We start from the raw sequence: 12,910 nt of genomic DNA on the forward strand, positions 1-12,910 counted from the left end.
ACGCGGTTCACTTCGCGCGCACAGCGAGACTTGCTGAAGATTCCTCGTCAGGATGCGCTCCGCATCCTCTTCCCGCCTCAGAGCTCCAGAAGGCGCTGGATACGAGAGATGCCGCAGCCTTTGACATCAAAGCTCTCCAGGGGCACTCGGACAGGTGGCGGCTGAGAACCGGCGACCACCACGCCGTGTACACCGTCGAAGACGGTCAACTCATCCTGTGGGTGCTGGCCGTCGCGTACCACGGCGAGGTCTACCGCGGCCTGTAACTCACGCTCCGGACCCCTGGATCACGCCCTCACCCCTCCCTGGCCGTCACCTCCAGGACCAGTTCGTGCAGTAGGTCGACGTCCACGAACGGCACCTCGGCCGTGGGCAGTGAGCGCCAATCGAGCGGCCAGGTCAGTCCGTGCAGCGCGGGCACCCCGACGAACGCCGCGTTCTGCCCGTATCACCCCATCAACTGCGCCCCCGACGGCCACCGGTGCGCGCGGGTGCTTCGCGGCGGCAACAGGAAGTACATGCTGCGCTCCCCGATCCCCGACCGCACGATCGGGCCCGCCTGGAAGTCGGTGAACTGCATGATTTCGTAGGCGACTTGCTCGCCAAGTACGCCGGGGATCCGCACCGCGTCGAAGTGAATTCCGACGTGTCGCAGGGCGTGTCCGGACGCGGGTACCCACGAGGGCGCCGGGGCGGGTGAACTTTTCCGTTCCATGGGGAAAGCGTCCCGGTCGACACCTACTGTGACCAGGGACACAGGGCGTCCGTGCACTGTTGTGTACTCGGGAGGTAGGGCTGTGCACTCCGGTGGCAAAGGGAGCGGTAACGCGACAATGTTCGGTGCGTTGTTGCGTTTCTTCCGCGAGCGGGCCGGGCTCTCGCAGGAAGCGCTGGGCGCGAAGATCCGCTTCTCCAAGTCACAGGTGGCCATGGTGGAGCGAGGAGAGCGCACGCCGAAGGGGAACTTTGTCGCACGAGTCGACCAAGTACTGGGTGCACAGGGTGCACTGTTGACAGCGGGGGCAGAGTTCCGGGCCAGCCACTTGCCCTCATGGTTCGAGGAGTTCGCCGAGGTAGAGACGGGAGCCTCCGCACGTCACGAGTACGAGACTCACGCGGTTCCCGGCCTGCTTCAGACGAAAGAGCACGCCCGCGCGGTCTTCACCAATCACCATCCGTCCCTCGACGATGACGAAATCGAAGGACGGGTTGCGGCTCGGCTGGAACGGCAGGAGTTACTGACCCGCAAGCCGGCGGCAGACATCGGCTTCGTGCTGGAACTGCACCCACTTGCGCGGCCCATCGGGGGCCGCCAGGCGCGCAAGAGGCAGCTTCATCACATTCTTGATGTCGCCAAGTTGCGGAACGTACAGGTGCAGGTGATGGCGCCGGACCGGACGACACATGCGGGACTCAACGGCCCCTTCGTCCTGCTGGAGACGGCGGAACGGAATCGCCTTGCCTACGTCGAAGGGCAGAGCGGCAGCTTCTTCGTCACTGAACAGCCCGACCTGGGTGACCTGTTCGGGAAGTATGGCATTCTGCGAGCGCAGGCGCTCAGCCCAGAGGCGTCCATGAAACTGATTGAAGAGGTGGCAGGGGAAGAATGAGCACCGACCTCAACTGGTTCAAGAGCAGCTACAGCGGCGACCAGGGCGGCGACTGCGTCGAGGTTGCCGTCGCCTGGACCAAGTCCAGCTACAGCGGCGACCAGGGCGGCAACTGCGTCGAGGTCACGACCTGCCCCCATAGCGTCCACGTCCGTGACTCCAAGGACCTGACCGTCCCCGCCCTCGCCCTCTCCCCCGCCGCCTGGGCCGACTTCCTCCCCTACGCCGCGCAGTAAGGCCGCGTCGCCCGCTGTCGGGCCCGCTCCGTAGGGTGTTGGGCATGTCCAACGAGTCGCCCCTGATCCAGAGCATGCGGACCGCTGTCGCCGCGGCGCCCGCCGACGTACCGCTGCGCCTGCACCTCGCCGAGTTGTTGCTCGGTGAGGGTCTGGGCGAGGCCGCCGTCGCCGAGGCCGCCGTAGCGTTGCAGCACGCGCCCGGGGACGCGGGCGCGCGGGCGCTCATGATGCGGGCGATGGGTCTGCCCGCACCGGCCGACGACAAGGCGGAGACGGCCGAAGAGCCGGAGCAGCCCGCCGCACACCGCCCCTCCACCGGGTTCGACTGGGCCGCCGCCGAGAACGAGGTCGCGGGCGCCGTCCCGCCGCGCTTCGTGCCCCCCGCCCCCGCTGCCGGCCCGGGGCCGGCGCCCCCGAGGCGCCCCTCGCCGCCGACGGCAGCGGTGATCCGGGCGACGCCACCGCCTGGGAGGTCGACACTCCCGGTTCCGTGACGCTCGCCGACGTCGGTGGCATGCAGGAGATCAAGGACCGCCTGGAAGCCGCGTTCCTGGCTCCCATGCGCAACCCCGAACTGGGCAGGCTGTACGGGAAGAGCCTGCGCGGCGGGCTGTTGATGTACGGGCCGCCCGGGTGCGGGAAGACGTTCATCGCGCGGGCCGTCGCGGGTGAGCTCGGGGCGAGCTTCATGTCCGTGTCGATCAACGATGTGCTCGACATGTGGATGGGCAACTCCGAGCGCAATATGCACGAGGTCTTCGAGACGGCCCGCCGCCAGGCGCCGTGCGTGCTGTTCCTCGACGAGGTGGACGCGCTGGGCGCCAAGCGCAGCCGTATGCAGCACGGCGGGATGCGCAACACCGTCAATCAGCTGCTCACCGAGCTGGACGGGGTGGGCGGGGCCAACGAGGGAGTGTTCGTGCTCGCCGCGACCAACGTCCCCTGGGACGTGGACATCGCGCTGCGGCGCCCCGGCCGGCTGGACAGGACGCTGCTCGTGCTGCCGCCCGACGCGCCCGCGCGCGAGGCGATCCTCCGCTACCACCTGCGCGACCGGCCGATCGAATCCGTCGACCTGGGCAAGCTGGTCAAGGTCACCGAGGATCTGTCCGGCGCCGATCTGGCCCACGTCTGCGAATCCGCGTCCGAGCGGGCGCTGCTCGACTCGACCCGTACCGGCGTGGTCCGGATGATCAACATGAAGGATCTGCTGGGCGCGGCGAAGGAAGTGCGGCCGTCCACCGATCCGTGGTTCGCCTCGGCGCGCAATGTGGCGATGTTCGCCAACGAGGGCGGCATGTATGACGAGTTGCTCGCCTATCTGAAGAAGAGGCGCAAGCTGTGACCACGGTGGGGCACGAGCTGACCGAGCAGGCGAGCGCGCTGCTCGTACTGGGCCGTGTCGATGAGGCGAAGGCCAGGCTGGCCAAGCGGTTGGCTCAGGACCCCGAGGACGTCCGCGCCTGGTCCCAGCTGGGCCGGTGCCATGAGCAGCTGAAGGAGTACGAGCAGGCCGTGGAGGCGACCGGGGCTGCGCTCGCGATCGACCCCGAGTACGTCAACGCCCTGATCATCCGGACCTACGCGTTGCGCCGGCTGCGGCGCACCGACGAGTCGCTGGCGGCGGCACAGGAGGCGGTACGGCTCGCACCGCATTACTGGCAGTCGTACATGGCGCTCGCCGAGGCGCTCAACGCCTGGCAGCCGCGCTGGCCCGAGGTGCTCGTGGCGGCGCAGGAGGCGGTGCGGCTGGGGCCCGAGGAGACCGAGGCGTACGGTTCGCTGTGGAAGGCCGCGCTGCTCAACGGCAGGAGCGACCTCGTCGACCTCGCAGTGCGCGAGACCTTGCGTATTGATCCCAACGACGCCTGGGCGCTGAGCCAGCAGGCGGAGAAGCAGCTCGCCGCGCCCGGCATGAAACCGAAGCAGCGGGCTGAGGTGTATGCGTCCGCGCTGGCCGCCGACCCCGCTTCGAACCGGATGCGCCTGGGGCTGGACCGGGCCGTGTTCCAGATGCTGCGCCGCACCCGGTGGCTTGCCGTACTGAGCCTGGTGCTGGCGGGGGCGGCGATCGACCTGTTCCCGTCCGACGGGGAGGCCAAGGAGCTGCCGCTGCCGCTCGGCATCCGGGTGTACGTGCTGGCGCTGATCGGGGTGATCTGGGCGCTCGGCGCGTGGTGGCGCTACCGGAAGCTGCGCGCGGGGGTGCAGCTGAGCGTGCGGTCGTTGCTGCAGCGGATGTTCTGGGCGCGGCTGGTGCTGGTGCAGGCGGTGCTGGGGACGTTGTGCGCGGTGGCCGTCGCAGCCGTGCCGTGGACGGACCGGGGCGTTCCGCAGGTGCTGTTCTGGGTGGGGCTCGTACCTACGCTGCTGACGATCTGGTTCGACCGGCCGCGCACGCGACAGGCGTAACCGAAGGTCCGGCAGTGCGTGGTCGCCGGTCAGGAGATCCTGCGGTCAGGAGACGAGGATGCCGATGCCGTCTCCGAGCAGTTTCGCGCCGAGTACGAAGAACAGGACTGCCATCACAGCGACGTTGTGCCGGGCGGTCCAGTCCTTCCAGCCGCTGAGCACGGCCGCCGCCCGCTCGCCCGTGAACAGCAGTACTGCGAGCGGGGTCAGCAGTCCGAGGGTACCGATGACCACGAAGACTGCCAGCGAGGCGATTTGCTCCCCCGGCGGGAGGCCGGCCGAGCTGATGGAGGCGGCCGCCGCAATGGTCAGCGAGGCGTTTTTGACATTGGCCGCCGACAGGGCCAGCCCGAGGCCGAAGATCTTGACCGGCGTGAAGCGGTCGATCGCGGCCATCCATTTCGGAATCTGCGCCTCCTCGGTGGGGGCGGGGCGCCGGTGCCACTGCCGGGCACCGAACAGCACAAGGAGCAGTCCCAGCCCGAGCTTGAGGCCGCCCACCCAGGTGGCCGGATGATGCTGGGCGGACGCACCGCCGGGGCCGCCGATCACCAACATGACCGCGCCCAGCGCCGAAAGCCCCACGACCCAGCCGACGGTGAACAGCAGCCCGTTGAGCCGCCCTCGGGGCGTGACCAGTACCAGGATGATCGCGATGATCGGGAGCGGACTGATTGCGACGCCGGCCGCCAGGCCCAGGACATCGCCCAGAACTTTACCCATGGCGCCCTCCGGGCGGCGAGCAGGGATGAACCGGCCGACCGGGCCCGGCCCCGGTCGCCGTCTCCGGCCCCCGCGAGCTTCTCCGTCGTTCGCCGAGCACCTGGAGAACCTCTCAACAGCCATCATCGGCCGCATCGGCGGGCCGCGCGACACCGACGACGCGATGGAGCCCCGACCACGTCCGACGCGGCCCTGCGGACAGTTCTTCGCGCCGCCCTGCCGACCGGGGGCCCGCCGCCTTCAACGCGCGGCAGCCGTCCACCCGTGCCTACGCTGACTATGAGCAGGGCCTGGGCCCGCGACCGTCGTGCGCTGTCGTGTCAGGCAGCGATGTGGCGCCGTACGGCTCGGTCCGGAGTACGAGGCTCCGCTCTCGCGAGCGGAGCTGCCGACGAGAAACGGCCGATTCATGCCATCACGGTTCATCCCTTACACGCAGGACGTCGAAACCGCTGAGCCCGATTTCGACGACAAGCTGCAAACAGTGATCGGGAAGACCGAGCGGTACATCGCCGAATCGGTCACGACCGAAGGCACCGGCGCCGCGGTGCGTGACGCGCACGCCAAGGGTTACGGACTCGTCGGAGGAGAAGTCGAAATCCTCGACGGGCTCCCCGCCGAGTACGCCCAGGGCATTTACGCGACGCCAGGACGCCACGATGCCCTCGTGCGGTTCTCCAACGGCTCTCCGCATGCCGGAGCCGACGCACGGCTCGGCCGTGCGACCGGGCTGGCTCTCAAGATCTTCGACATCGACGGTCCGACCCTGCTGGATGACGAGCCCGACACCCGCACCTTCGACTACGCCCTCATCAACGCACCGGTCTTCTTCTGCAACACCCTTGAGCATTACCTGTTCATCCAGGAACTCTTCCTCGAAGCACCCGCCTATTTCGCCCAGGGTGCGCCCGGCCGGCATCGCTTCTACCGCGACTTCGTGACGGGGAAGGGCACCTTGGAGCAGGACGGGTGGGCGTGGGACGAGTTCCTGGCGTTCCTCAGGGTGTCGCAGCCGCCCTCGGTGAACGTTCTGCTGTCGGCCTACTGGACGATGGGCGCGGTCCGGCACGGCGACCACATCGCCAAGGTGCGTATCGCCCCCGACCCCACCTTCGCCGAAGCGGTGGTCCGGCACATTATCGACCTGACATCGGCGGCAGAGGTGTTCCGGCCTGCTCTGGTGTCCGAACTGCAGGAACGGCCCTACGCGTTCGACATCCAGGTCCAGCTGTGCACCGGCCTGGACCGGATGCCGGTCGAGGACGTCACCGTCGAGTGGCCCGAGCAGCTTTCCCCGTTCGTCACGGTGGCCAGGCTGCGCCTCCCGCAGCAGGACATCTCCGACGAGGAGAACCTCAAGAGGATGGACGCGCTCTCCTTCACTCCGTGGCGGGTGACCGCCGCACACGCGCCCCTCGGCAGCATCATGCGCGCACGCAAGGAGGTCTACCGTCGCTCCTCCATCGTGCGCCACCGGCTCAATCGTCAAGAACGCACGGAGCCGCGCAGCGCCGACGAGGTACTGCCGTAGAAGGCGGTCACCTTGCTGCACGAGCAGCTGGTCAGCCCAGGGCAGCTCAGCGGGCCAGGCGGCCCAGCAGAGAACCGGCGGCGACGATACCGGCCAGCGCCGCGAAAGCGAGGACGCCGAAGTCGAGGCCCAGGTGGGCCTGGGTGCCGATGAGCAGTCCACGCAGGGCGTCGACCTCGTAGCTCAGCGGGTTCACCCTGCTGACGGCCTGGAGCCAGCCGGGCATCAGGGCGACCGGGTAGAGCGCGTTGGAGGCGAAGAAGAGCGGCATCGTGATGGCCTGGCCGATGCCCATCAGCCGGTCGCGGGTCAGGACGATCCCGGCGATCGACATCGACAGGCAGGAGAAGAACGCCGAGGCGAGGAGGACCACCACGACCACGCCGAGCAGCCGCAACGGGTTCCAGGTCATGCCGACACCGATCAGCGCGGCGATCACGATGACGACCGCCGCCTGGATCACGGCCTTCACCCCGGCGGCGAAGGCCTTGCCGGTCACCAGGGCGGTCCGGGGCGTCGGCGTGACCATGAGTTTGGTGAGGACGCCCGAGTCCCGCTCCCAGATGATCATGATTCCGTAGAAGATCGCGATGAACATGGCGGACTGGGCGATGATGCCCGGCGCCAGGAAGTCGAGATAGGGGACGCCGCCGGTCGGGATGGCGTGGATACGGGAGAAGGTCACGCCGAAGATCAGCAGCCAGAGCGCGGGCTGGACGGCGCGGGTGTAGATCTCGGTGCGGTCGTGGCGCAGTTTCTGCAGTTCGACGACGCACATCGCGGTGACGCGCGCGGGGACGACGCGCCAGCCGGTGCGGGGCGGTGGCGGGGTCAGCAGCAACGCGAACCGCTGATCCGGCGGGACGGACTCAGCCGAGGCGGGATGCGGTGCGACGGGTACGGCGGACATCTCGGAACGCTCCTTTCCCTTCATCGGAACCGGAACCGGAACCGGAGCCGGAGCCGGAGCCGGGGTCGTTCAGTCCGCTTCCGGAGTGGTGGCGGAAGACGTCCTCCAGGGACGGTGGCGCAACGCCCGTCTCGCCCGATTCCCGGCGGTGGGCGACGAGCTCGCTCTTGAGCTGGGCGGGGGTGCCGAGCGCGCGGAGTCTGCCGAGGTGCATCAGCGCGAGCCGGTCGCAGCGCTGGTCGGCCTCGTCCATGGAGTGGGTGGTGACCAGCACGGTCATGCCGGTGCCGACCCGTATCTCGGTGATGCGGTCCCAGACGCTGTCCCGTGCGATCGGGTCCAGGCCCATGGTCGGCTCGTCCAGGATCATCAGCCGGGGCGCGCTGACCAGGGCCTGTGCGAGTTCGAGGCGGCGGACCATGCCGCCGGAGTACGTGGCGGCGAGCCGGTGCGCGACATCGCCGAGGCCGACCGCGTCCAGCGCCTGGGAGACCCGCGCGGCGCGCTGGCGGCGGGGCACATCGAAGACGCGGGCGAAGAGCTGGACGTTCTCCCGGCCGGTGAGGCTCGCATCGGCCGACAGCTGCTGCGGTACGTAGCCGAGCAGGCGCCGTACCGCCATCTTCTGCCGGGCCGCGTCATGGCCGAACACCTCGATGACGCCGGGCGGTACGGGCAGGAGCGTGGTGATCGCGCGCATCGTCGTGGTCTTGCCCGCGCCGTTGGGCCCCAGGAGGCCGAACACCTCCCCCTGGCCGACCAGCAGGTCCAGGCCGTCGACGGCCTTCGCGTCGCCGAAGCTGTAGCTCAGACCGGTGCAGTTGAGGGCGGGGGCGGTTTCCGTGGTCACGCGGCCTCATCCCCTTCGCTTCGCAGTGAGGCGGCGAGTCTGTGCAGGGCCGGGAGTGCGGCGGCGAGTGCCGCCCGGTCGGCCGCGTCGAGCCCGGCCAGATGCTCACGGAAGAGCGCCTCGCGTCGGGCGTGCCAGTCGCTCAGCCTCCCGATCCCTGCGGGGGTCGGATGCAGCAGCGCGGCCCGCCCGTCTCCGGGGTCCTTCTCCCGTCGCAGCAGTCCTTCGGCCACGAGATGGTTCACCAGGGTGCTGACCGAGTTGGGCGCGAGACAGAGGCTGTGTGCGGCTGTGGAGACGCGGATGCCGGGTCGGTCGGCCACCAGCCGCAGCAGTTCGGCGTGCGCCCCGCGCAGCCGGGGCACCGGCAGGCCGCTCCACAGCCGCCGCCGGGCGAGCCTCTGGATGCGGGGCAGAAGTCCGGCGAGCTCATCGGGTAGATCACCCGCCACCACATGTCCATTTTAACTCTGTACGAGAGCTAATGTCCCTATCGTTTTTGCCCGTACGAAAACGGGGCCGCCATCCCCCGCGATGAGCGAAAGACGTCGGCCCCGGTTCAGGGGAAGTCCGGCGCCGCGCGGTCAGCGGCCGGCGAACCGCTCCCCGCACCGGCTGCAGAACACCGGCTCCGGGTCCTGCGAGAGCCGGCCGCACCCGGGGCAGACCAGGTCCAGCATGCAGGGCGCCTCGCCGCCCTCGTATCCGGCCGGGGGCGCGACCGAGGGCTTGATGGTCAGGCCGGGGCGCCGGCGGTGGACGGTCAGACAGGCCAGACCGTCCGGCCCCGCGGCAAGGGCGCGACGGGAGGTACGGGGCAGCCAGACGACGCTGGTCGGCGTCAGGTTCAGCGCGTCGTCCCCGGCGACGACCCGGCCGCTGCCCGCGACGACGACGAGGAGGACGTCCAGGACGTCCTCCTGATGCTCACCCACCTCCGCGCCCGGCGGAAGACGTACGAGATTGGCATCCAGCTCCCGGCCCTGCTCGGCCAGTTGCCACAGCGCACCGCGGTCGTCGTGGGCGGCGGCGGTCAGCAGGTCGTCGAGTACGGCCAGTACCCGGGGTTCGGAATTCACGGCAAACAGGCTACGCCCGCCCTACGCTGAACCCTTTGCCCGCCGAGCCGAGGGAGCCACCGCCGTGGACCGCATGCCCGACGAGAAGTACCCGCCGATCGAACCGTACGAGCACGGCATGCTCGATGTCGGGGAAGGCAACCTCGTGTACTGGGAGGCGTGCGGCAACCCGGACGGCAAACCCGCACTCGTCGTGCACGGCGGTCCGGGGTCGGGATGCACAGAGCGGCCCCGGCAGTACTTCGACCCGGACCACTACCGCGTCGTCCTCTTCGACCAGCGGGGCTGCGGCCGCTCCACCCCGCACGCGAGCGATCCCGCCGCCGACATGCGGTACAACACGACCGACCGGCTGATCGCCGACATGGAGCGGCTGCGCGTCCACCTCGGGATCGGCACCTGGCTGCTGTACGGCGGATCCTGGGGCTCGACGCTGATCCTCGCGTACGCCGAGCAGTACCCGGAGCGGGTCTCCGAGATCGTGATCCCGGCCGTCACGACGACCCGGCGCTCCGAGATCGACTGGCTGTACCGGGGCGCGGGCCAGATCTTCCCCGAGGCCTGGGACCTGTTCCGGGCCGGGGTGCCGGAGGCCGAGGGGGACGCGACTCCTGACGTACTCGCCGCGTACGCCCGGCGGATGGAGAGCGCGGACGCCGGGGTGCGCGAGAAGGCGACGGCCGACTGGTGCGCCTGGGAGGACGCGGTGCTCTCCCAGGAGACGTACACCGGACCGCCGCCGTACAGCGGGCGCCCCGGCCGGGCGCAGCAGGCGCTGGTGCGGATCTGCTCGCACTACTTCTCCCACGGCGCCTGGCTGGAGGAGGGGCAGCTGATCCGGGACGCGGGGCGGCTGACGGGGATTCCGGGCGTGCTGGTGCACGGACGGTTCGACCTGGGCGGGCCGTTGATCACCGCGTGGGAGCTGGCGAAGGCGTGGCCGGACGCGGAGCTGACCGTGATCGACGGTGCGGGGCATCTGGGCGGTCCGGCGACGAGCCGGGCGGTGCTGGCGGCGCTGGACCGGTTCGCCAGGCGGTGAACGGATGCGGAATTCGTGGCGCCCGATGGCGGCAGGGGCGGGGGGCAGGGGTCCGTTTGTCGGAGTGGCATGGCAAGCTGTGTCTTCGCTGTACGCGCGGTAGCACTCGTACCCCCCACTGGTCTCGTCATGAGCCAGTGCTGTCGCCGGACGCAGCGCCTGACGAAACCGACGTCCGAAACCATCCGTGGGGTACGACTTGAGAGCGAAGCGAAGAATCTGGATCACGGCTGCCCTGGCCACGTCCGCCGTGGCGGGCGTCCTCGTCTTCGAGGGGGTGACGGGCAACTCCTCGGTGGACGCCGACGCCAAGTCCGGCCCGGCCAAGGCCGACGTGCACGCGACCGCGCTGAAGGTCGACGGTGACGGCACCTCAGCCACCCTCGGCAAGCGGGACACCAAGCCGTTCAGCATGCTGGGCATCACCTGGACCGACCCGGCGGCCAAGGTCACCGGAGCCGTGGAGGTACGGACCAAGTCCGCCGCCAACGGGAACTGGACGTCCTGGCTGCCGCTCGAAACCGATGTCGACGGGCGTACGGAGGCCGGCCGGTCCGGCGTACGAGGGAGCACCGAGCCGCGCTGGGTGGGCCCCTCCAACGGTGTCGAGGTACGGATCAACGCGGGCGGCAAGGTCTCCGCGAAGCTGCCCGCGGGGCTGCGGCTGGACACCGTGGACCCGGGCCGGAGCGGCACCCTGAACGCGGACCCGGCCGCATTCGCCGCCGACATCCCCGCGACCGACCCCTCGGCCGATCCGTCGGCCTCGGCCACATCCGAGCCGCCCGCGCCGAGCAACAGCACGGAACCGCCCGCCGAGGTCATACCGTCCGACCCGGCGTCACCGAGCCCTTCCGACCCGGCCACGGTGGAGCCCACTCCCCCGGTGAGCCCGAGCCCCTCCGCGCCCGCGAGTTCGTCCCCGGCCGCGACCCTGCCGCCCGCGCCGCCGTCGACCGTGCCCAAGCCGCCCATCACCTCGCGTGCGGGCTGGGGCGCCGACGAGTCGATGAGCCCGGAGGCGCCGGAGTACACCGACACCATCAAGGCCGTCTTCGTCCACCACACCGCGGGGACCAACAACTACTCGTGCGCCGACTCCGCGGCGATCGTGCGCAGCGTGTACGCGTACCACGTCAAGAGCAACGGCTGGAAGGACATCGGCTACAACTTCCTGGTCGACAAGTGCGGGACGATCTTCGAGGGCCGTAAGGGCGGGGTGGACCGGCCTGTCTTCGGTGCGCACACCTACGGCTTCAACCGGCAGACGGCCGGCATCTCGGTCATCGGTACGTACACGGACTCGGCCGCCCCCAGTGCGGTGACCACCTCGGTGGCCCGGATCGCCGCGTGGAAGCTCGGCCAGTACAAGGGCGACCCGGCGGGCAGCACCATGCTCACCGCGGGCGCCACCGGCAGCAACCTCGCCGGCACCAAGTTCACCGCCGGTACGCAGTACTCCTTCAAGCAGATCTCCGGCCACCGCGACGGCTTCGCGACCGAGTGCCCCGGCACCAAGCTGTACGGGCAGCTGCCCGCGATCCGCAGCCTCGCCGCGGGTCCCGTCACCGGACTGGCCATCAAGTCGGTGACCGGCGCCGGGCTCTCGGGCACGACGTACTACACCAAGTCCACGGTCACCGTGGGCTGGTCGGCGACCACCCCGAGCGCGTTCATCTCCAAGTACGAGTTGCTGGTCGACGGCAAGTCCGTCGCCACCACCTCGGGCACCGCCACCTCGGCCAAGGCCACGCCGGCCGTCGGCAGCCACCAGGTCCAGGTCCGCGCCACCCACCAGTCGGGCAAGGTCACCACGTCCGCCGCGGCCACCGTGGTCGCCGACCAGACGGCGCCCGCCTTCACCACCAAGCCGAACCTGGCCCTGCGCACCGGCACGGTGAACACCACGGCCGTCCCCGTCACCCTGAAGTGGAAGGCCACCGACGCCGCTTCCCTCAAGGAGGTCAGGCTCACCGCCCCCCTCGCCAAGACCTACGGCCCGACGACCACCAGCGCCTCGCACACCGCGAAGTCGGGTGTGGCGACCGGCTGGGCCATGACCGCGTACGACCAGGCGGGCAACACCGCCGCCGCATCGGTCTCCGGCACGCCGGTCATCGTCCAGGAGAGCTCGGCGACGAAGACGGGCACCTGGACGACGAAGTCCTCGTCCAGCTACCTCGGCGGCAAGTCGTACTCCAGCTCGTCGAAGAGCGCGAGCCTGAGCTGGACGTTCACCGGCCGCTCGGTGGCCCTGGTGGCCTCCAGGGCTGCCACCTCCGGCCAGGTGTACGTCTATGTCGACGGCGTGAAGGTGTCCACGACGGACCTGAAGTCCAGCACCACCAAGTACCGCGACGCGCTGTGGACGAAGAGCTGGTCGAGCAGCGCCAAGCACACCGTCAAGATCGTCGTCGTGGCCACATCGGGCCGGCCGACGGTCACCACCGACGGCATCGTGTACCTGAAGTGACCGACGCAGCCGAAGTATCCGCGTAAGACATCCGCATGACG

11 protein-coding genes and 2 pseudogenes are annotated in these 12,910 nt (G+C 69.7%); 7 read left to right on the forward strand and 6 right to left on the reverse strand.

Annotated features, from left to right (window positions below):
* Positions 1-295: 295 nt before the first annotated feature.
* Positions 296-715: pseudogene (locus tag NRF20_RS20090) on the reverse strand (hypothetical protein).
* 118 nt (positions 716-833) lie between these two features.
* Between NRF20_RS20090 and NRF20_RS20095 the strand changes: the two are divergent.
* The 4 genes and pseudogenes from NRF20_RS20095 to NRF20_RS20110 all read left to right on the forward strand — a co-directional run bounded on the left by NRF20_RS20095 (position 834) and on the right by NRF20_RS20110 (position 4,261).
* On the forward strand, positions 834-1,610 hold the full coding sequence (locus tag NRF20_RS20095) for a Scr1 family TA system antitoxin-like transcriptional regulator (protein WP_398630191.1): 777 nt from the start codon (positions 834-836) through the stop codon (positions 1,608-1,610).
* Complete coding sequence (locus NRF20_RS20100) at positions 1,607-1,846, forward strand: DUF397 domain-containing protein (RefSeq protein ID WP_398630190.1); 240 nt, start codon at positions 1,607-1,609, stop codon at positions 1,844-1,846. Before NRF20_RS20095 ends, NRF20_RS20100 begins: the two co-directional genes overlap by 4 nt.
* A 44-nt stretch (positions 1,847-1,890) precedes the next feature.
* Positions 1,891-3,194 (forward strand): annotated as a pseudogene (locus NRF20_RS20105) (ATP-binding protein).
* Positions 3,191-4,261, forward strand: a complete 1,071-nt coding sequence (locus NRF20_RS20110; protein WP_398630188.1) for a tetratricopeptide repeat protein — start codon at positions 3,191-3,193, stop codon at positions 4,259-4,261. The pseudogene NRF20_RS20105 and the gene NRF20_RS20110 overlap by 4 nt, the downstream one beginning before the upstream one ends.
* A 45-nt stretch (positions 4,262-4,306) precedes the next feature.
* Here the strand turns inward: NRF20_RS20110 and NRF20_RS20115 are convergent, their stop codons facing one another.
* On the reverse strand, positions 4,307-4,984 hold the full coding sequence (locus NRF20_RS20115) for a GAP family protein (RefSeq protein WP_398630187.1): 678 nt from the start codon (positions 4,982-4,984) through the stop codon (positions 4,307-4,309).
* Between the two features lie 409 nt (positions 4,985-5,393).
* Here NRF20_RS20115 and NRF20_RS20120 point away from each other — a divergent pair, with 409 nt between their 5' ends.
* Positions 5,394-6,515 (forward strand): catalase family protein, encoded by a 1,122-nt coding sequence (locus NRF20_RS20120; RefSeq protein ID WP_413753002.1) that lies wholly within the window; start codon positions 5,394-5,396, stop codon positions 6,513-6,515.
* A gap of 46 nt (positions 6,516-6,561) precedes the next feature.
* Here NRF20_RS20120 and NRF20_RS20125 read toward each other — a convergent pair whose 3' ends face one another.
* The 4 genes from NRF20_RS20125 to NRF20_RS20140 form a co-directional block, all read right to left on the reverse strand.
* On the reverse strand, positions 6,562-7,425 hold the full coding sequence (locus NRF20_RS20125) for an ABC transporter permease (protein ID WP_266359080.1): 864 nt from the start codon (positions 7,423-7,425) through the stop codon (positions 6,562-6,564).
* Positions 7,385-8,275 carry an ABC transporter ATP-binding protein gene (locus NRF20_RS20130; RefSeq protein WP_413753003.1) on the reverse strand — a complete coding sequence of 297 codons (891 nt, stop codon included), beginning with the start codon at positions 8,273-8,275 and terminating at the stop codon, positions 7,385-7,387. Before NRF20_RS20130 ends, NRF20_RS20125 begins: the two co-directional genes overlap by 41 nt.
* A complete protein-coding gene (locus NRF20_RS20135) occupies positions 8,272-8,730 on the reverse strand; it encodes a MarR family winged helix-turn-helix transcriptional regulator (RefSeq protein ID WP_266359084.1) in 459 nt (152 codons plus the stop codon). The genes NRF20_RS20130 and NRF20_RS20135 overlap by 4 nt, the downstream gene beginning before the upstream one ends.
* Before the next feature lie 129 nt (positions 8,731-8,859).
* Positions 8,860-9,354, reverse strand: a complete 495-nt coding sequence (locus NRF20_RS20140) for a hypothetical protein (RefSeq protein ID WP_398630184.1) — start codon at positions 9,352-9,354, stop codon at positions 8,860-8,862.
* Positions 9,355-9,427: 73 nt separating this feature from the next.
* Here NRF20_RS20140 and pip point away from each other — a divergent pair, with 73 nt between their 5' ends.
* Both pip and NRF20_RS20150 read left to right on the forward strand, forming a co-directional pair.
* The gene (gene pip / locus NRF20_RS20145) at positions 9,428-10,396 is read left to right on the forward strand and encodes a prolyl aminopeptidase (protein WP_398630238.1); all 969 of its coding nucleotides are present in this window, start codon (positions 9,428-9,430) and stop codon (positions 10,394-10,396) included.
* 199 nt (positions 10,397-10,595) lie between these two features.
* A complete protein-coding gene (locus NRF20_RS20150) occupies positions 10,596-12,869 on the forward strand; it encodes a peptidoglycan recognition protein (protein WP_413753004.1) in 2,274 nt (757 codons plus the stop codon).
* Positions 12,870-12,910 lie beyond the last annotated feature (41 nt).

This window comes from Streptomyces sp. R-74717 (assembly GCF_047305335.1).
In the GTDB taxonomy this organism is placed as follows: domain Bacteria; phylum Actinomycetota; class Actinomycetes; order Streptomycetales; family Streptomycetaceae; genus Streptomyces; species Streptomyces atratus.

Bases quoted from the DNA above. Each gene is read 5' to 3' on its own strand.
- NRF20_RS20095 (WP_398630191.1), top strand. From the start codon at position 834: ATGTTCGGTGCGTTGTTGCGTTTCTTCCGCGAGCGGGCCGGGCTCTCG.
- NRF20_RS20100 (WP_398630190.1), top strand. From the start codon at position 1,607: ATGAGCACCGACCTCAACTGGTTCAAGAGCAGCTACAGCGGCGACCAG.
- NRF20_RS20115 (WP_398630187.1), bottom strand. From the start codon at position 4,984: ATGGGTAAAGTTCTGGGCGATGTCCTGGGCCTGGCGGCCGGCGTCGCA.
- NRF20_RS20120 (WP_413753002.1), top strand. From the start codon at position 5,394: ATGCCATCACGGTTCATCCCTTACACGCAGGACGTCGAAACCGCTGAG.
- NRF20_RS20125 (WP_266359080.1), bottom strand. From the start codon at position 7,425: ATGTCCGCCGTACCCGTCGCACCGCATCCCGCCTCGGCTGAGTCCGTC.
- pip (WP_398630238.1), top strand. From the start codon at position 9,428: ATGCCCGACGAGAAGTACCCGCCGATCGAACCGTACGAGCACGGCATG.